Origin of the sequence: Roseobacter sp. HKCCA0882 (assembly GCF_037805225.1) — a bacterium.
GTDB lineage: Bacteria > Pseudomonadota > Alphaproteobacteria > Rhodobacterales > Rhodobacteraceae > M30B80.
In genome coordinates this window covers 1,397,010-1,413,656 of the sequence record NZ_JBBLYI010000001.1, presented here as the reverse complement: position 1 = coordinate 1,413,656, position 16,647 = coordinate 1,397,010, and the positions used below count along the sequence as shown (strand labels likewise).

General features: G+C 56.9%; 20 protein-coding genes. 13 read left to right on the top strand and 7 right to left on the bottom strand.

The window, feature by feature from the left end; genetic code table 11:
* Positions 1-39 precede the first annotated feature (39 nt).
* Positions 40-1,392 carry an acetyl-CoA carboxylase biotin carboxylase subunit gene (gene accC / locus AAC622_RS07200; protein WP_340261133.1) on the bottom strand — a complete coding sequence of 451 codons (1,353 nt, stop codon included), beginning with the start codon at positions 1,390-1,392 and terminating at the stop codon, positions 40-42.
* Positions 1,393-1,405: 13 nt separating this feature from the next.
* Positions 1,406-1,903 carry an acetyl-CoA carboxylase biotin carboxyl carrier protein gene (gene accB, locus AAC622_RS07195; RefSeq protein WP_340261132.1) on the bottom strand — a complete coding sequence of 166 codons (498 nt, stop codon included), beginning with the start codon at positions 1,901-1,903 and terminating at the stop codon, positions 1,406-1,408.
* Between the two features lie 330 nt (positions 1,904-2,233).
* On the opposite strand from accB, the gene AAC622_RS07190 reads away from it, so the two are divergent.
* The 12 genes from AAC622_RS07190 to AAC622_RS07135 all read left to right on the top strand — a co-directional run bounded on the left by AAC622_RS07190 (position 2,234) and on the right by AAC622_RS07135 (position 13,001).
* Positions 2,234-3,559 carry an aspartate aminotransferase family protein gene (locus AAC622_RS07190; protein WP_340261131.1) on the top strand — a complete coding sequence of 442 codons (1,326 nt, stop codon included), beginning with the start codon at positions 2,234-2,236 and terminating at the stop codon, positions 3,557-3,559.
* A 77-nt stretch (positions 3,560-3,636) separates the two neighbouring features.
* The gene (locus AAC622_RS07185; protein ID WP_340261130.1) at positions 3,637-3,918 is read left to right on the top strand and encodes a hypothetical protein; all 282 of its coding nucleotides are present in this window, start codon (positions 3,637-3,639) and stop codon (positions 3,916-3,918) included.
* 64 nt (positions 3,919-3,982) lie between these two features.
* On the top strand, positions 3,983-5,338 hold the full coding sequence (locus AAC622_RS07180) for a short-chain fatty acyl-CoA regulator family protein (RefSeq protein WP_340261129.1): 1,356 nt from the start codon (positions 3,983-3,985) through the stop codon (positions 5,336-5,338).
* A gap of 113 nt (positions 5,339-5,451) precedes the next feature.
* Positions 5,452-5,856: a response regulator transcription factor gene (locus tag AAC622_RS07175; RefSeq protein ID WP_340261128.1), complete on the top strand. Its 405-nt coding sequence runs from the start codon at positions 5,452-5,454 to the stop codon at positions 5,854-5,856.
* Positions 5,857-6,192 carry a hypothetical protein gene (locus tag AAC622_RS07170; RefSeq protein ID WP_317655976.1) on the top strand — a complete coding sequence of 112 codons (336 nt, stop codon included), beginning with the start codon at positions 5,857-5,859 and terminating at the stop codon, positions 6,190-6,192. It abuts the gene before it with no gap.
* A complete protein-coding gene (locus tag AAC622_RS07165) occupies positions 6,192-8,876 on the top strand; it encodes an ATP-binding protein (RefSeq protein ID WP_340261127.1) in 2,685 nt (894 codons plus the stop codon). The genes AAC622_RS07170 and AAC622_RS07165 overlap by 1 nt, the downstream gene beginning before the upstream one ends.
* Positions 8,877-8,946: 70 nt before the next feature.
* Positions 8,947-10,032: a FliM/FliN family flagellar motor switch protein gene (locus tag AAC622_RS07160; protein WP_340261125.1), complete on the top strand. Its 1,086-nt coding sequence runs from the start codon at positions 8,947-8,949 to the stop codon at positions 10,030-10,032.
* 126 nt (positions 10,033-10,158) lie between these two features.
* Positions 10,159-10,332, top strand: a complete 174-nt coding sequence (locus AAC622_RS07155; RefSeq protein ID WP_317655971.1) for an RSP_7527 family protein — start codon at positions 10,159-10,161, stop codon at positions 10,330-10,332.
* Between the two features lie 196 nt (positions 10,333-10,528).
* Entirely contained in the window at positions 10,529-10,684 is a 156-nt protein-coding gene (locus tag AAC622_RS07150; protein WP_340261124.1) for a hypothetical protein, read from the top strand.
* Between the two features lie 24 nt (positions 10,685-10,708).
* Positions 10,709-11,203: a DUF6778 family protein gene (locus AAC622_RS07145; protein WP_340261123.1), complete on the top strand. Its 495-nt coding sequence runs from the start codon at positions 10,709-10,711 to the stop codon at positions 11,201-11,203.
* 47 nt (positions 11,204-11,250) lie between these two features.
* The gene (locus tag AAC622_RS07140; protein WP_340261122.1) at positions 11,251-12,459 is read left to right on the top strand and encodes an RSP_2647 family RNA methyltransferase; all 1,209 of its coding nucleotides are present in this window, start codon (positions 11,251-11,253) and stop codon (positions 12,457-12,459) included.
* Positions 12,456-13,001: an RSP_2648 family PIN domain-containing protein gene (locus AAC622_RS07135; protein WP_340261120.1), complete on the top strand. Its 546-nt coding sequence runs from the start codon at positions 12,456-12,458 to the stop codon at positions 12,999-13,001. The genes AAC622_RS07140 and AAC622_RS07135 overlap by 4 nt, the downstream gene beginning before the upstream one ends.
* On the opposite strand, the gene AAC622_RS07130 is transcribed toward AAC622_RS07135, so the two are convergent.
* The 5 genes from AAC622_RS07130 to AAC622_RS07110 are packed head-to-tail and all read right to left on the bottom strand — an operon-like array spanning position 12,998 to position 15,806.
* The gene (locus AAC622_RS07130) at positions 12,998-13,696 is read right to left on the bottom strand and encodes a M48 family metallopeptidase (RefSeq protein WP_340261491.1); all 699 of its coding nucleotides are present in this window, start codon (positions 13,694-13,696) and stop codon (positions 12,998-13,000) included. The two genes, AAC622_RS07135 and AAC622_RS07130, sit on opposite strands and share 4 nt — an antisense overlap.
* A gap of 57 nt (positions 13,697-13,753) precedes the next feature.
* Complete coding sequence (locus AAC622_RS07125; protein ID WP_340261119.1) at positions 13,754-13,927, bottom strand: hypothetical protein; 174 nt, start codon at positions 13,925-13,927, stop codon at positions 13,754-13,756.
* 22 nt (positions 13,928-13,949) lie between these two features.
* On the bottom strand, positions 13,950-14,393 hold the full coding sequence (locus tag AAC622_RS07120; RefSeq protein WP_340261118.1) for a hypothetical protein: 444 nt from the start codon (positions 14,391-14,393) through the stop codon (positions 13,950-13,952).
* Positions 14,375-15,370 carry a DUF2927 domain-containing protein gene (locus AAC622_RS07115; protein WP_340261489.1) on the bottom strand — a complete coding sequence of 332 codons (996 nt, stop codon included), beginning with the start codon at positions 15,368-15,370 and terminating at the stop codon, positions 14,375-14,377. The genes AAC622_RS07120 and AAC622_RS07115 overlap by 19 nt, the downstream gene beginning before the upstream one ends.
* A 34-nt stretch (positions 15,371-15,404) precedes the next feature.
* Positions 15,405-15,806, bottom strand: coding sequence for a GNAT family N-acetyltransferase (locus AAC622_RS07110; protein ID WP_340261117.1), 402 nt, complete (start codon positions 15,804-15,806; stop codon positions 15,405-15,407).
* A 357-nt stretch (positions 15,807-16,163) separates the two neighbouring features.
* Here AAC622_RS07110 and dksA point away from each other — a divergent pair, with 357 nt between their 5' ends.
* Positions 16,164-16,586, top strand: coding sequence for an RNA polymerase-binding protein DksA (gene dksA, locus AAC622_RS07105; protein WP_340261486.1), 423 nt, complete (start codon positions 16,164-16,166; stop codon positions 16,584-16,586).
* The last annotated feature ends 61 nt before the right edge of the window (positions 16,587-16,647 follow it).

Below are 16,647 nucleotides of genomic sequence, written 5' to 3'. Positions count from 1 at the left end.
CACGCATTTTGGCCTGTGATCTTTGATTTTGTGCCAGAATTAGGCCTTGCCGAAGGTTTCTTCCAGCCAATGTTCCAGCCAGTGGATGTTATATTGGCCTGTTTGCACCGCCTCTTGGTCGAGCAAATCGTGAAACAAAGGCACAGTGGTGTCGACACCATCCACGATCAATTCTGACAAGGCGCGCTTGAGGCGGGCAAGCGCCTCGGGTCGGTCACGGCCATGAACGATCAGCTTGGCAATCAAGCTGTCATAATAAGGAGGGATGCGGTAGCCATCATAAAGCGCGCTATCCATCCTTACACCCAAACCACCTGGGGCGTGGTATTGCGTGATCTTGCCGGGGCAGGGGGAGAATTGTGGCACTTTTTCCGCGTTGATCCGCACCTCAATGGCATGGCCGTTGATCTGCAAATCTTCCTGCGCAAAGCTGAGCGGCAAGCCCGCTGCCACGCGAATTTGCTCGCGCACCAAATCCACCCCGAAAATCCCTTCGGTCACGGGATGCTCCACCTGCAAGCGGGTGTTCATTTCGATGAAATAAAACGCGCCTTTCTCGTAGAGAAATTCAATGGTGCCAGCACCCTCATATCCCATTTTGGCAATCGCATTGGCACAGATCGCCCCGATCTCGGCGCGTTCCTTTTCGCTTATGCAGGGGCCTGGGGCCTCTTCGAAGACCTTTTGGTGACGGCGCTGCAGAGAACAATCCCGCTCGCCCAAATGAACTGCATTGCCCTTACCATCGCCAAATACCTGCACCTCAATATGGCGCGGCGTGGTGAGGTATTTCTCAATATAAACCGCGTCATTGCCAAAGGCAGATTTCGCCTCGCTGCGCGCCGTGCGGAATGCGTTTTCCAAGTCCTTGGCGCTTTGCGCCACTTTCATGCCGCGACCGCCGCCCCCTGCAGTGGCTTTGATAATGACGGGGTAGCCCATATCGGCAGCGACTTTCTTGGCCGCGTCCAGATCGGGAACGCCCCCCTCAGAGCCGGGGACGCAAGGAATACCAAGCGCCTTTGCCGTTTCCTTAGCGGTGATTTTATCGCCCATGATGCGGATATGCTCGGCAGAGGGGCCAATGAATTTGATCCCGTGATCCTCTACGATTTGCACGAAATTCGCGTTCTCGGAGAGAAACCCATAGCCAGGGTGAATCGCTTCGGCCCCCGTGATCTCGCATGCCGAGATGATAGAGGGGATCGACAGATAGCTGTTGGTGCTGGTGGGCGGGCCGATACAGACACTTTCATCGGCCATGCGCACATGCATCGCATCAGCATCGGCGGTGGAATGCACGGCGACTGTCTCAATACCCATTTCGCGCGCGGCACGGATCACGCGCAGCGCGATTTCCCCGCGATTGGCGATGAGAATTTTTTTGAACATGCGGGCAGCCATCTTATTCGATGATCATCAATGGCGCGCCGAATTCCACGGGTGAGCCATCTTCCACCAAAATCCGCTTCACCGTGCCTGCGCGCGGGCTGGGGATTTGGTTCATGGTTTTCATTGCTTCGATGATCAAGACAGGCTGACCTTCGGTGACTTTATCGCCCACCGAGACAAATGCCGCCGCGCCAGGTTCTGGTGCGAGATATGCGGTGCCCACCATTGGAGAGGTCAGCGCATTTGGGCTTTGGGTTGGGTCTTCGGCGGCGGCAGGGGCCGCTGCGGGTGCGGCGGCGGCAACGGGGGCCGCTGCAGAAGGGGCTGCTCCAACTGGGGCAGGGGCCATCGCAACTTGGGCCGCATGGATTTGCCGCGCCACGCGCACATTCAGGCTGTCATCTTCGCCATACTCGCGGATAACTTCCAATTCGGTCAGATCGTTTTCGCGCAGCAACTCAGCCAAGGCTTTGATAAAGCCAACATCACCGTCATGCGTATTCTTGCTCATGGATCCCTCGCAGATTATTCGCCCGCCTTTGGCTGAGCCCTTCGCTTATGTTTGCGCCCTAAATTGCCGCAAAATCAGAAGTTCTATATGCCACCTCGGCCAGAGTGGAAAGCACCAGATGGTCAAAAAATTATGCTTCTTTTGCAACGAATGCACATCTCTTTCCTTATCTGTGTTTGCATCTTCTGTGATAGGCCAGAACGATTGCGCATGCAATGATTGAGGATATGCGCATAGATTTGCCCCGTTCCCTCTTGCGCCACAGCCAATAAAGGCGTTCATATTCTTGGAAACGGAACTAGGGCGCTTTCGCCACGGGAGAGATGCATCATGGCTTTGGATCGGTCGAACACACCCAATGATCTTTCGGCATTTTGGATGCCGTTTACCGCCAATCGGCAGTTCAAGAAAGCGCCTCGGATGCTCGTCTCAGCCGATGGGATGTTCTACAAAACAGCGGATGGGCGCGATGTTTTGGATGGGACGGCGGGATTGTGGTGCTGCAATGCAGGGCATAATCGCCCCAAAATTGTCGAAGCCATCCGCAAACAGGCAGGCGAATTGGATTATGCGCCTGCGTTCCAGATGGGGCATCCTGTGGCGTTTGAATTGGCCTCTCGCCTGCGGGATATGGCGCCTGCGCCCTTTGAGCATGTGTTCTTTACGAATTCGGGCTCTGAGTCCGTTGAAACGGCTTTGAAAATTGCGCTGGCCTATCAGAGGGCCATCGGCCAAGGCAGCCGCACCCGCTTGATTGGACGCGAGCGTGGCTATCATGGTGTAAATTTCGGCGGGATTTCTGTGGGCGGCATCGTCAATAACCGCAAATTCTTCGGCAGTTTGCTGACAGGTGTTGATCACCTGCCGCATACGCATCTGGCTGAAAACGCCTATAGCAAAGGTCAGCCTGAGCATGGCGCGCATCTTGCCGATGATCTCGAGCGGATCGTGGCGCTGCACGGGCCTGAAACCATTGCCGCCGTGATTGTCGAGCCTATGGCGGGCTCAACGGGTGTGCTTCTGCCGCCCAAAGGATATCTTGAGTGCCTGCGCGAGATCACCCGGAAACATGGCATTTTGCTGATTTTTGACGAGGTGATCACAGGGTTTGGTCGTCTGGGCTCGTCCTTTGCTGCGGAACATTTCGGGGTCATGCCTGATCTGATCACCTGTGCCAAAGGCTTGACCAATGGCGTGATCCCCATGGGGGCGGTTCTGGCTACAAAAGAAATTCACGATGCTTTTATGCAAGGCCCAGAACATATGATTGAGCTCTTCCACGGTTATACCTATTCAGGCAGCCCGATTGCCTCTGCGGCAGGGATTGCTACGCTCGAAACCTACAAAGAAGAAGGCCTTTTTGAGCGTGCAGCCGAACTTGCTCCGTATTGGCAAGAGGCGCTGCATAGCCTGAAGGGCCTGCCGCATGTCAAAGACATCCGCAATATGGGTTTGATTGGCGCGGTCGAGCTGGAGCCGATTGCAGGCGAGCCAGCCAAGCGCGCCTTTGCAGCCTTCCTTGACGCCTATGAAAAAGGCATCTTGATCCGCACCACGGGCGATATTATCGCCATGTCCCCCCCGTTGATCATTGAGAAATCGCATATTGATCAATTGATCGGAACATTGGCAGATGTGTTGAAAAAACTGCATTGATCTGATTTGACGAACAGCGGGGTGCGGCTGTGTGCTTGCCCACATAAAAACCAAATGCGCCATAGGGGGCCTCTGTAGTGATGATACTGAACTTCACCGGATCAAATCTGCGATTTGCAGCAGGGGCCGTGGCGATGGCCGCGTTTTTAACGGGTTGCGTCACAAACCCGCCTGTGGATGACGAGGGCTATTTGGTTGAATTGCCAGAGGCTTTGGTCGAGTTGGCAGCGGATGGGCAAGATATTGGCCGCGTGCGCCTGATGGAAGATAACTGTTACTGGTATCTCTATAATGGCGTGGTCGAAACCACTTTGCTGCCAATCCTCACCGAAGAAGGGCGCATGATCTGCAACCAGTAGGGCAGGCAAGAGGCGGTTAGTAAATTCTTTTACAAGGCCGCCCAACTTGCGATAAGCAGGGATTATGAGCCATGCTGACCTGCCCCTTACAACGAAAACCGCCGCCCTGCCTTCAAGCAGCGCGCTGACAGGCAGTCGTATCCGTCAACGCCGCAGTGCTTTGGGGATGCGGCAGGCTGATTTGGCGAAAGCGGTCGAGATTTCCCCCAGTTATCTCAATCTGATTGAGCATGGCCGCCGCCGAATTGGCGGTAAATTATTGGTCGATATCGCCCGTGCCCTATCGGTCGAGCCGACCGCCCTGTCATCAGGCGCGGACGCAACGGTTTTTGACGCGCTGCACAAGGCCGCGACAGATTTGCGCCCGAACCTTTTGGCTGAGCCAGAATTGGATCGCATTGATGAATTGTCTGGCCGCTTTCCGGGATGGTCGGGGGTTTTGACCTTGCAGCAGAAAAGGATCACCGCGCTTGAGGCGATGATTGATAGTTTGCAGGATCGTTTGGCCAATGATCCTGTTTTGGCTGAAGCCATGCATGAGATCCTCTCAAGCGTTGCAGCAATCCGTTCGACCGCTGATATTTTGGTGCGCGAGCCTGATCTCGAAACGCAATGGCGTGCCCGCTTTCATCGCAACCTCAACGAGGAAGCAGAACGCCTATCGTTGCGGGCCACGCAAATGCTTAGCCATTTCGAGCAACAAGGCGACACAAATGAGGGCGCAAGCTCAACAGCGCAAGAAACGGTTGAGGCCATGTTTGACGCGGCAGGGCATCATTTTGCGGCGATTGAGACGCATGGGGTGGACGCGATAGACGCGGTGATTGCGCGCGCCGCTGGGATGGAGGATCGCACAGCGCGGGATTTGGCGCGTGCTATGTTGCAGGCCTATGCGCAAGATGCTGCGCGATTGCCCTTGGCGCAGTTTCAATCTGCCGCCAAATCAGTGGGCTATAACCCGTCTCAATTGCTGCATCTGGGGCAGGGGGATGTGGCCTTGATCTTGCGCCGTTTGGCCACGCTGCCGCCTGACCCTGATATGCCTGAATTCGGACTTGCGATTTGCGATGCTTCGGGCGCGCTGATGTTCCGCAAACGTATCACGGGGTTTTCGATCCCGCGCTTTGGGGCGGGCTGCCCCTTATGGCCGCTATATACCGTGCTGTCGCGCCCAATGATGCCAACGGATGGGGTTTTGGAATTGCCCAATGGTTTGGCCTATCATGCATGGGCGGTGGCGCAACCACGCGGCGGTGCGGGGTTTGCAGCCGCACCAATTTTGAATGCAACGATGCTTCTACGTCCTTTGCAGAACGCTGAGAATGCCCTGCCGCAAACCGCGCTTCCCATCGGGTCTGGTTGTCATGTTTGCCCGCGTGACGCCTGTGCCGCGCGCCGCGTGCCTTCTGTTCTGGCCTAGGGTCTTGATGCAGAAAGATTGACAAAAGCGGTGTCGCAGGGATTCCATAGGAAAAGCAGCGTGGGACAGAAGGCGCAAACGCCAAGCCCATATCTGCTTTGGGGAGGGACATCATGACGAACCGCATTTTGCTGGTTGAGGATGAGGCCAATATTCTTGAGGCCATCACGTTCATCCTCTCGCGTGCTGGAATGGAGGTGCGCAGCCACGGCAATGGGGCCACCGCCGTGGAGGAGGTCAAACGCTATGGCCCTGATCTGATCGTATTAGATGTCATGCTTCCCGGCAGATCGGGCTTGGATATTCTGCGTGACCTGCGCGCCGATCCAAGCACGGAGGCATTGCCTGTGGTCATGCTGACCGCAAAGGGTCAAGCCAAGGATCGCGAGACGGCGCTTGTGTTGGGGGCGGATGCCTATTTGACCAAACCCTTTTCCAATTCCGAAATGTTGCAACTTTTGACCCAAATTTTGGACGAACGCGGGGCAAAATCAGCCGTGCAAAAAGGATCGGCCTAAATGAGCCCCCCACGCGACACGTCCCGCGCGGCGCCACCTGCGCGCAGGCATTTGTTTCTTGAACGGGAAAGCTATCGCAAGAATCGCCTGCGCGATGCGGCTGCCTTGATGCCTGTCTTTGGGGGATTGTTGTTCTTTGGCCCCGCCTTCATCCTCACCCCGCGCGAGCAACTGGCAGGGGGGATATCATTCTGGCTTGTCTATTTTTTCGCGGTTTGGACAATCTTGATTGTGATCACCTATATTCTGTCGCGCGCGCTGCGCCAGATTGAGCGCGAAGATGCCTCCGCAGACCTCCCAGACCCTGCGGCCGATCCAGCATCGGGGGAGGGGTGATGCTGTCCTTTGACGGGTTGGTCGCGGTTGCGGTTCTGTATGTGGTGGGGCTTTTTGGCGCGGCTTTTTGGGCGGAGAAACGCGCAGCCGAGGGCAAGGCGCGTTGGCTGCAATCCCCTGTGACCTATACGCTGTCATTGTCGATCTATACCACCGCATGGACATTTTACGGCGCGGTCGGGTCTGCCGCGCGATCAGGACTTGAGTTTATCACGATCTATCTTGGCCCGACCTTGGTCTTCATCGGATGGTTCTGGATCTTGCGAAAATTGGTGCGCATTGGGCGAACGCAAAGGATCACATCTATCGCGGATATGATCTCATCTCGATATGGGAAATCGGGGGGATTGGCTGCGATTGTGACCATCCTCATGGTGATCGGGGCCACGCCCTATATCGCCTTGCAGATGCAATCGGTGACGCTGTCTTTCTCTGCCTTTATCACGCCAAATTCAGGGCGCGAGATGGATACAGGCCTGATGGCCATATGGGTTGCGGGGGGGCTTGCACTCTTTACCATCGTGTTTGGGACGCGCTCTTTGGATGTGAACGAGCGTCACCCGGGTCTGGTTTCCGCTATTGCCTTAGAGGCCATCGTCAAGTTATTCGCCCTGATCGCAGTGGGCGTCTTCGTGGTCTGGGGCGTGGCTTCTGGCCCGATGGATATGTTGGCGCGGATAGATGCAAGCCCGCTTGCCTCGATCTCGTCCAATGGCGCGCGTTGGGTCGGTTTAACACTGTTATCGGGGGCCGCGATCTTGTGCCTGCCACGGATGTTTCAGGTCTTGGTCGTAGAAAACTCTGACGAGCGGCATCTGGCAACAGCGGCTTGGGCCTTCCCGCTTTATATGCTGCTGATTTCGATTTTCGTGGTGCCAATTGCCGTGGCTGGCCTGCAAAAAATGCCGCAAGGCGCGAACCCTGATTTGTTCGTTCTGACCCTGCCTTTGTCGCAAGGGCGCGAATTCCTAGCCCTGCTTGCGTTTTTGGGCGGGTTTTCTGCCGCCACCTCAATGGTCATTGTGGCGGCCTTGGCCTTGGCTACGATGTTGTCGAACCATATTATCATGCCTGTCTGGCTGCGCGCCACGCGCCACGATGATCCGATGTCTGGCGATATGCGCCGCGTGGCGCTGATGGCGCGGCGGTTTTCGATCCTTGGGATCATGGCGCTTGGCCTTGCTTATTACCGCCTTTCTGGCGGAACCGAGGCTTTGGCCGCAATGGGATTGATTGCCTTTTTGGGTGTGGCGCAGGTTTTGCCTGCGCTTGCAGGGGGCATATTCTGGCGCGGGGCCACGCGGCTTGGGGCAGGGGCGGGCATTTTGACAGGCTTTGCCGTATGGGCGTGGCTGCTGTTGCTGCCAAATGCCTTTGCGGGTGAATTGCTTCATGATGTGCTGACCTTGGGGCCAATGGGGGTGCAATGGCTGCGCCCCAATAATTTCCTTGGCATGGCTGGAACAGACCCGCTCTTGACGGCGATGGTGCTGTCTTTGGGGCTGAACACGGTTGTGTTTATCGTGGTGTCTTTGGCAAGCTTCCCGTCCCCGCTAGAGCGCTTGCAGGGCGCGCAATTTGTCAAAGTGTTTGACTACACCCATGCCCCATCGGGGTGGCAGGCGGCGCAGGGCACGGCTGATGATCTTTTGATCATGGCGCGGCGTATTTTAGGGGCGGGGCGCGCGGCGCGTCTGTTTGGGCAGGCGGCCCGCGCGCAGGGGCGGGACAGTGAATTGCCCGATCCAACCCCCGATTTTCTAGAGCGCCTTGAACGGGAACTGGCGGGGTCTGTTGGTGCTGCAACAGCCCATGCGATGGTCGGGCAAATTACGGGCGGCGCAGGCGTGTCGGTGCAAGACCTTCTGGCTGTGGCCGATGAGACCGCGCAGATCATGGAATATTCATCGAAACTTGAGGCGCAATCGGCGGAATTGGCCCGCACCGCGGCGCGCTTGCGCGAGGTGAACCAAAAGCTGACGGAACTCTCTGTGCAAAAAGATGCGTTTCTATCGCAGATCAGCCATGAATTGCGCACGCCTATGACCTCTATTCGCGCGTTTTCTGAAATCCTGATGCAATCTGACGGTTTGGATGATGCGGCGCGGGCGCGGTTCTTGAAGATCATCCATGATGAAAGCCGCCGTCTGACACGGCTTTTGGATGATTTGCTGGATTTATCCGTTCTTGAGAATGGCCATGTCTCTCTGAACCCTAGTGAGGTGCATCTCGCGCGGGTCTTAGAGCGGGCGATCAATGCGACCGCCGCCCTTGAGGAAAGCCATCGCCTTGAGATCATTTACAATGGGACGGAGGAGGCGGGCTTTCGTTTGAACACGGACGCAGATCGTTTGGCGCAGGTCTTTATCAATTTGATTTCGAACGCCCAGAAATATTGCGAGGCAGAGGCCCCGCGCCTCACCATCACCCTGCGCGAGACAGCGCGACATCTTGAGGTGGAATTTGCCGATAATGGCGCAGGCATTCCTGAACGCCAGAGAAGTTTGATTTTCGAGAAATTCGTGCGCCTTGATGGCACGCGCCCCGCACAAGGCGCGGGGTTGGGTCTGGCCATCAGCCGCGAGATCATGCAGCGCATTGGCGGAGGGCTGCACTATGTGCCGTCAGAGGGCGGAGCCGTGTTTTTGGTGCGCCTTCCCAAAGCGGAGGCGCGCGCGGCTTAAACTTTGCTCAACCTTTGCGCGGCTATGATCCCCGAAAGGCCGATGAGTTTTGGGGCAGAAAGCGCGCAGGATGACAGAAGGCATTTCAAAAAATCGATCCGATCACACGCGGATCCTGTCCAAAATGCTGGGCCGTGATCTGCCGCGGCAGGCCAGTGCCACGACCCCGCCAGATCCGCGGCAAGAGGCGCGGGTGATCCGTGGGGTGCAGCGGGCCTTGATTGCAGCAGGTGACAGTTACGGCACGCTCTCCCCGAATGCGTTGGACTCGACCTTTCATTGGGGCCGCGATCTGGGGGATCTGGGCACGGTCATGCCCATAGACGGGTTTGTCGCCCTTCTCGAGAGGCAAGTGCAAGATCAAACTGGTGCAGGAGAAGCTATGATTTACGGCGCGGTGGCGCTGTCCTCAGGCATTGTCGATGCCATGGTCGAGGTGCAGACAACGGGCCGGGTTGAGGCGCAAACAGGCCCCGCCCGCCCCGTGACGCGGGTTGATATCGTGTTGGTGCGCGATTTTATCGACCTGCTTTTGGCAGGCTGCGCGCGGGCATTCGACGATTTTCAAGCCCGCGATTGGCCGTTGCGTCTGTCTTTGGGGGAACCTGAAGAAGAACGTCATCGCTTGCCTTTGATTTTGGAGGAGCGGGATTACCACATGTGGAAATTAAGCCTTGAGTTGGGCGGCGGGGTGAAATCGGGGCAGATCGCGTTGACCCTGCCTGTGATTGGGCGCGCCGATGCCGTGGCCCAAGCCCCTAAAAAGCTGCGCAAATTCACCGAGGCAGAGCGGCAGAAATGGCGCGCCGCATGGGGCGCTGTAATTGGCGAGGCCAGCGTTTCGCTTGAGGCCATTTTGATGCGCCGCAAACTGCCTTTTGTTGAAGTTGAAGGGCTGTCCGTCGGCACCGTGCTGCCGTTTACAGATGCAACATTGACCGAGATACGGCTTGAGGATGTGACAGGGCGGGCCGTGTTGCGCGGTCGGTTGGGGCAAAAGTCAGGCATGCGCGCTGTGCGCCTTGGCAAAGAAATTACGATGCGCGCGACTGGCGGGCTTGTGCCGCCGCCTGCAGCAGCACCGTCTGCGGTTGACCTGCCTGAGATGCCCACACCGCTTGCAATGGAAGCCGCACCTTTGCCGCCAGGCGTATAGGCTTTTGAATAAGCTATGCGTCTGGCGCATGTCGGGATGATCAAATCGGCAGTGGTAAGTCACCCATGCTGTCCCATATGCTGCATAGCAGAAAGGCTGATGTGACAGCCATATAGGAGAAATGAAATGACAACTGCTTCTGTTTATTCTTTCGCTGATGTTCGCCGTGTAGAGCTTGAAGCCCGCCGTTTGCGCGCTGAAGCGATGAAAGAAATCTTTGGCGCACTCTTTAACGCACTTGGCGCCCCCTTCCGCGCTGTTGCAAAATTGGGTGGCAAACAAGCAGCGCATTTGGCCTAATTCTACGGCCCTCGCCTCGCGTGGCCTATGTGCGCGCAGGGGTTTGAGATCAAGAATAGCCTCGGCAATGTGCCGAGGCTTTCTTATTTCCGCCTCATTTATGGGTCATTGGTGCTGAAACGAGCACAATTCGTGAGTCGCATTTGCGCCTATCCTGGCCATTGCGATAGAGAATTAACCCAGAATGGGGGAAGATATGTCACGATTGAAAACCGCATTAGGCCTTGTTGCCTTGGCGCTCTCGGCTTCGGCCTGTGTCTCGAACGGGACAGTAACCCGCGAAGCGACCAACGCATTTGACACATCCACCTTTTTCGATGTTGCTGGGAATGTTTCAAACCCATCGGCATAAACCCAACCCACCCTTGCGGCGTTGGTGCGTGAGCGGGGCTGGAGGATCACAGATGTGCGCGTGAATGTGCCGCGCAGCCTCAGCACCTCTGAAGCAAATACCATGAAACCCAATGTCGAACTTTTGTGGCAGGATGAGCCCTATGGGGATCGCTATGCCCAAGTGCGTGACATTCTAGAGCGGCCTATGCGCAGGCTTCTGCCTGCCTTTGAGGGCAGCCGTGAAGTGGTTTTGCAACTCAACGTGTCGTTCTTTCATGCCCAGACAGCTTTGGTGCGCAGCACCTTTGGGGATGAGCATGAGATCGAATTCACCTTTTCGCTTTATGACGCGACAACGGGTGCCTTGGTCTATGGCCCCGCATCACGGGATCTGACCTTTGCCGCTTATGGCGGACGGCGCGCCGTGGAAGCCGAAGCGATGGGTCTGACCCAGCGTGCGCGCATCGAGGCGCGGATGCATGATTGGATGATTTCCGAATTCCGACTACCTGTGGCCCCATCAGGCGTCACATTCTAATCTCGCGCCCTCTTTCAGGGCGCGGTATTCTGAGCTAAAGGCGGGGCATGACACATAATCCTTCGCTCCTTCCCGTTTTGCGTCTGCGTCCCAAGGCCGATGCGCGTGCCATCCGCTTTGGTCATCCTTGGGCTTGGGCCGATGATCTGGTGCTCGATCGCCGCAGCCGCGCGATTGCGGCAGGCAGTCTTGCCATTCTAGAGGATGCCGAGCGCAATCCGCTGGCCCTTGGCATCGCGACACCTGAGGCGAAGATTGCTTTTCGGGTTTTGGAGCGCCACGTGGATGTCGTGATAGATTCTGCGTGGCTGCAGGCAAAGATCCAAGCAGCCCATGACCTGCGCCACAAGATCTATCCCGCCCCCTATTACCGCCTGATCCATGCTGAGGGGGATGGGTTGCCAGGTCTGATCGTTGATCGCTTTGGCGACTGTTTGGTGATTCAACCCAATGCGGTTTGGCTAGAAGATCGGATTGAGGAGATCGCCACCACTTTGCGCCATGTGACGGGCGCTGAAACGCTGATCAAGAACGGCACGTCCCGCGCGCGCGCCGCGGAAAACCTCCCCGAGGAGATGGCGCAGCTTTCTGGCGCGCCGATTTCCGGGCCATTGCCCGTGGTCATGAACGGGGCCACCTATATGGCCGATGTGATGGGGGGGCAAAAGACTGGTCTCTTTTACGACCAACGCCCCAACCATGCCTTTGCTGCGCAATTGGCCAAGGATGCACGGGTTTTGGATGTATTCTCGCATGTTGGCGGGTTTGCCTTGGCAAGTCTGGCTGCGGGTGCGCGCTCGGCCCTGTCGGTTGATGCCTCGCAAGTGGCGCTTGATTTGGCAACGCAAGGGGTTAAGGCCATGGGGGCCGAGGCGCGATTTTCCACCCGCCAAGGGGATGCTTTTGACGTTCTTGAGGCCTTGGCAGGCGAGGCTGCGCAGTTTGATCTTGTTGTGGCCGATCCACCCGCATTTGCGCCGTCCAAGCCCGCTTTGGAAAAAGGCCTGCGCGCCTATGAACGTGTTGCACGTTTATCAGCCCCCTTGGTGGCTGAGGGGGGTGTGCTCATCCTATGCTCTTGTTCGCATGCGGCGGATCTTGAAAAATTCCGCGCCGCGTGTTTGCGCGGCATCGGGCGCGCGGGGCGTGAGGCGCGATTGATCTATACGGGCTTCGCCGGGCCTGATCATCCGCAACATCCAAGTTTGACTGCAACAGGCTATCTTAAGGCTTTGGCCTTCCGCCTGATGCCATGAGGCTTTGTCTTGATGCCTGTGTGCTATACCCCACGGTTCTGCGCGACTGTTTGATCGGGCTTGCGCAGGCAGGGCAGATGACGCCGCTTTGGTCCGATCGCATTCTCGAGGAATGGGCCCGTGCCGCAGAGCGTAATCTTGGGCCTGAGGGGGGTATGATTGCACGCGGGGAAATTGCGCTGCTGCGCGCCAATTTCCCCGCTGCCGTCATCGAGGCGGATTCTGAGATAGAAGCGCGGCTTTACCTGCCTGATCGTGCTGATATTCATGTGTTGGCCACCGCTATCACGGGAAAGGCCGAAGCCATTTTGACCTTCAACCTACGCGATTTTCCGCGGGCTGAATTGGCGGGCCATGATATCGTGGCCCTCCATCCTGACAGCTACCTGTGCGATATCTGGGCGCAGGAACCTGACTTGGTGGCCAAAATTTGCGCAGGCGTTCTGGAGCGCATGAATGATTTGCGCGATGCGCCATCTGATCTGCGCAAAATGCTAAAGCGCGCGCGCCTGCCAAAATTGGCGAAACGCCTTGCAGATTAGCGGATTTGCCCGCGCCATTTATCTTCTAGGGTTTCGATGGCTTTGATCCGATCAGCCGTGCTTGGATGGCTCATCAGCCACGCCGCCCCCCCGCGCAATCCTCCGCCAGACAGGGCTTCGAGTTTCCGAAAGAGCGATTTTTGCGGCTCTGTCCCGATGCCGCTGGCCGTCAATAATGAGGCGGCATAGGCATCTGCCTCGTATTCATCGGCACGGCTTAGGCGCGCGGCCAAAAGAGAGGTCAGGATATTGGCCACCCAAATCCCCACCGCCGCAACTGGGATCAACCGCCCCAAAAGGCTGCTGAGGGCCACACGGATTGCATTTTGACCCGAAAAATCAATCATCCGCCGCTTGGTGTGACCCAGTGAGACATGGCCCAATTCATGCGCGATCACCGAGGCCAGCTCTTCGGCGGTGACCTCCTCCGCGCGATATTTTTGATAAAAACCACGGGTAATGAAAATGCGCCCATCTGGTGCTGCAAGCCCATTGATGGCCTCGACTTCGTAGAGATGGACGGGAATATCCTCAAGGTCGAGCACCTTGGCCATCCGCTTAGAGATTTCGCGCAGTCGCGGATCGGCCAAACGGGTTGAGCGTTCGTCAAGCTCTCGCTTCAGTCGCCAGCTTGAGAACTGGTAACTGAGTAGCGCATAGCCAATGGCCAAAAGGATCGGGGTCAGCTTCAACATAAGGCTGATATGGCGCGGCACTGCGCCTCGGACAAGGGGTGCTTATGCAAGGGTTGCCTAAACGGGGGCAGGCACGACCAACATCACAAAATAGCCCAAAGTGAACCCGATCAGCCCGCATACCGAGCCATAATGCAACAGGTCTAGCTTAGTGCCCTTTTTGCGAAAGGCCATAAAGAGGCCGAGGGCAATGCCGCCCAAAAGGCCAAGAAGTGCGGGCAAGGGGATCATGCGAAGCTGTCCTTTTCTCGTCTTAATTGCGCGCGGCTTGGGTTGCGTTTGGAGCGAAATTTGCGATTTCGCCCAAACGAATTTGCATCAGGCTGCGATCCGCAAACCCATAGCGGCCCCATGCGTAGGCTTCAAGCCGTGATCTCTGTGCCTCAGACCCTCGCCCCAATCCTTCGAGTGCTGTTGCGCGCAGCATTGAAAGGCTTGCCAAGAGATGGGCATTTTCACTGCGCTGCGCAATCGGAAGGGCGGTTGTGCTTTGCAAAAGTGCGGCGGTCATATCCCCACGCGCAAGGGCCAAGGCCCCGATTTGCATCGCGATATGGGCGCGCTGCACATCGGTATTGGGCAGGCGTTGATATATATCTTGCGCCGATGCAAAGGCGGCTGCGGCACGATCAGGGTCACGGGCCAAGGCAATCCGACCCAAGGCATAATAGCTAAATCCTAGACGCGCATCGCGCATGTTTGAGCGTTGCGCAATGTTGAGCGCCGCGCAATGTTGAGCGCCGCTTGCGCGTGTTCAAGGCGCTGTCCTTCGGGCATATTCGGGCCAAGCGCGCGGCCAATGGCATTTGACCATGCCCGATTGTCACGGTTGGCCAGATTGATGCTGGAAACAACACCACCTGTCGGGTTGATCCGCCCCAAAATTGCGGGCAGGCGCGCGGCGACATCGGCCTGACCCATGCCGCTTTGCAGGGACGGGTCATTGAAGATCCGCAGAAACATCATATCGGTCGTGGTGAGCACCGCATGAAAATTGTCATCGTTAAAGACACTGTCGGTCAGGTCATATAGGTCGTTCAATGGCCCCAAAGCCTGCCCCAATTCTTCGTGGAGGCAATCACGCATTTCTTGCAGGCTGGCATCGGCGGGCAGGAAAATAGCCGCGTGGCTTCGGGTGGTGAGGCTCGCCCAATCGGAGGTCACGCGCCCTCTTTGTCGGATGAATTCTTGCCATGTGCTGGCATTGGGCACGACAAAACAGGCCGCTTGAGGCACGGCAGCCGCAATGCGTTCGGCGGGCAGGGCCTCGATTGTGATTTTTGCGGGGCTGTTTGTCCGATACGCGGTTGCGCTGATCGCAATCCCCGCTTCGGTGCGCAGACGGGTCAGCAGGCGCGACAGCTCCCCCTCCAATGCAGGTGGGGCGGAAGAGGCAAGGGCCACCGTAATCGGCCCTTCAAAACGGCTGATCCGTGGGATTTGCCGACCCGATTCCAAAACAAAACTGAGGGCCATGAAATCTTCAGCTAAGGATTGGTTGCTGCGCGAAAAACGGATTGGGGTTGGCGCACCAAAACTTGGCAGATCAGATGTGGATGTGTCCATCGCAGGCGCAAGACGCGCCGCCGCATCATCGCGCGACATATCGGCCGTGCAGGCGCACAGCGTGAGCAGCGCCAAAACGCCACAAGTGCAGTGTAATTCATTTCGCATATTTAACAAAGCCCATATCCGTTGCCACGCGATCCTAAAGCTGCCGCGCGGTCGCATTGTGGCTTTGTGTCAGCCAATATACCGAAGGCCGCCCTGCCGCTGCGGCATCGGCGCAGACATGATCAATCAAAGCGGCCCCGATACCCTGCCCGTGTGCATCAGGGGCGACAAACAGATCTTGCAGATATGTTACGGGTTCGGCCTTCCACCCGTGAGCGTGAGAGATGACATGAACTAAACCAATCGCGCGCCAATCCTGCCATGCCAACCATGCCATCATATTGCTCTGCGCAGGGGTGCTGTAGCGGGTAAAGCTGAGATCAATCACCGCCTCGGCGAGGGTGGTTTCGTAGAATGCGAGATAGGCCTTCCACAGCCCCTTCCACGCGCTCCGATCCTCTGGGCGCAAGGGCAAAATATCGATTGATCTGGGCATATGTTACTCCGACTACCAATTGCTGTCGCGGATGTATCCACAGATTCTGTCGCAAATTTGGCAAAAACTGGTGTTGTTCTGGGTGATACTCCCTGAGGCATTATAGCCGCGACAAATTGCGCGGGCCAAGCCGAATTGGGGCCATTCGCCAGTCCAAAGCGATTTGAGGCGCAGTCAGAAACGGAGTTCTCTATGGGGCCTAGGGGGGGCGCCTATCGGTTCAGGTGATTTTGAGCGGAAAAACCGTCTTTAGGTGGGTGACATTACCCACGCCATCCTGTAAGCGGAGCCCGAGGTGGTAAAATGACGTCTGATGCAAAATCAAAAATCGGGTCAGCCGCCGCTGAGGGGAACGAGATGAAAGCTGAGACCTTTCTTCCAGAAGACTATCGTCCCGCCGAGGACGAGCCGTTTATGAATGAGCGACAGTTAGAGTATTTCCGCAGGAAACTGCTCAACTGGAAAGCTGATCTGCTTGATGAAAGCCGCACAACTGTCACCGCGCTGCAAGATGGCACGCGCAGCATCCCTGATGTTGCGGATCGTGCGAGTGAGGAAACAGACCGCGCGCTTGAATTGCGCACCCGCGATCGTCAGCGCAAGCTGATCACCAAGATTGATGCTGCTTTGCGCCGTATCGATGAGGGCGAATATGGTTATTGCGAGGTCACAGGCGACCCGATCAGCCTTAAACGTCTGGATGCGCGCCCGATTGCGACCATGACGCTTGAAGCACAAGAGCGTCATGAGCGCCGCGAAAAAGTCCATCGGGACGATTGATTGCGCGCAGCGAGTTTATAAGATTAAAAAAGGCATCTTTTCGGATGCCTTTTTTCTTTGA

What these genes read in the sequence shown, in the direction of transcription:
- accC (WP_340261133.1), bottom strand. Translation starts at nt 1,392, where the DNA reads ATGTTCAAAAAAATTCTCATCGCCAATCGCGGGGAAATCGCGCTGCGC.
- accB (WP_340261132.1), bottom strand. Translation starts at nt 1,903, where the DNA reads ATGAGCAAGAATACGCATGACGGTGATGTTGGCTTTATCAAAGCCTTG.
- AAC622_RS07190 (WP_340261131.1), top strand. Translation starts at nt 2,234, where the DNA reads ATGGCTTTGGATCGGTCGAACACACCCAATGATCTTTCGGCATTTTGG.
- AAC622_RS07180 (WP_340261129.1), top strand. Translation starts at nt 3,983, where the DNA reads ATGAGCCATGCTGACCTGCCCCTTACAACGAAAACCGCCGCCCTGCCT.
- AAC622_RS07175 (WP_340261128.1), top strand. Translation starts at nt 5,452, where the DNA reads ATGACGAACCGCATTTTGCTGGTTGAGGATGAGGCCAATATTCTTGAG.
- AAC622_RS07170 (WP_317655976.1), top strand. Translation starts at nt 5,857, where the DNA reads ATGAGCCCCCCACGCGACACGTCCCGCGCGGCGCCACCTGCGCGCAGG.
- AAC622_RS07165 (WP_340261127.1), top strand. Translation starts at nt 6,192, where the DNA reads ATGCTGTCCTTTGACGGGTTGGTCGCGGTTGCGGTTCTGTATGTGGTG.
- AAC622_RS07160 (WP_340261125.1), top strand. Translation starts at nt 8,947, where the DNA reads ATGACAGAAGGCATTTCAAAAAATCGATCCGATCACACGCGGATCCTG.
- AAC622_RS07155 (WP_317655971.1), top strand. Translation starts at nt 10,159, where the DNA reads ATGACAACTGCTTCTGTTTATTCTTTCGCTGATGTTCGCCGTGTAGAG.
- AAC622_RS07150 (WP_340261124.1), top strand. Translation starts at nt 10,529, where the DNA reads ATGTCACGATTGAAAACCGCATTAGGCCTTGTTGCCTTGGCGCTCTCG.
- AAC622_RS07140 (WP_340261122.1), top strand. Translation starts at nt 11,251, where the DNA reads ATGACACATAATCCTTCGCTCCTTCCCGTTTTGCGTCTGCGTCCCAAG.
- AAC622_RS07135 (WP_340261120.1), top strand. Translation starts at nt 12,456, where the DNA reads ATGAGGCTTTGTCTTGATGCCTGTGTGCTATACCCCACGGTTCTGCGC.
- AAC622_RS07130 (WP_340261491.1), bottom strand. Translation starts at nt 13,696, where the DNA reads ATGTTGAAGCTGACCCCGATCCTTTTGGCCATTGGCTATGCGCTACTC.
- AAC622_RS07125 (WP_340261119.1), bottom strand. Translation starts at nt 13,927, where the DNA reads ATGATCCCCTTGCCCGCACTTCTTGGCCTTTTGGGCGGCATTGCCCTC.
- AAC622_RS07120 (WP_340261118.1), bottom strand. Translation starts at nt 14,393, where the DNA reads ATGCGCGATGCGCGTCTAGGATTTAGCTATTATGCCTTGGGTCGGATT.
- AAC622_RS07115 (WP_340261489.1), bottom strand. Translation starts at nt 15,370, where the DNA reads ATGCGAAATGAATTACACTGCACTTGTGGCGTTTTGGCGCTGCTCACG.
- AAC622_RS07110 (WP_340261117.1), bottom strand. Translation starts at nt 15,806, where the DNA reads ATGCCCAGATCAATCGATATTTTGCCCTTGCGCCCAGAGGATCGGAGC.
- dksA (WP_340261486.1), top strand. Translation starts at nt 16,164, where the DNA reads ATGAAAGCTGAGACCTTTCTTCCAGAAGACTATCGTCCCGCCGAGGAC.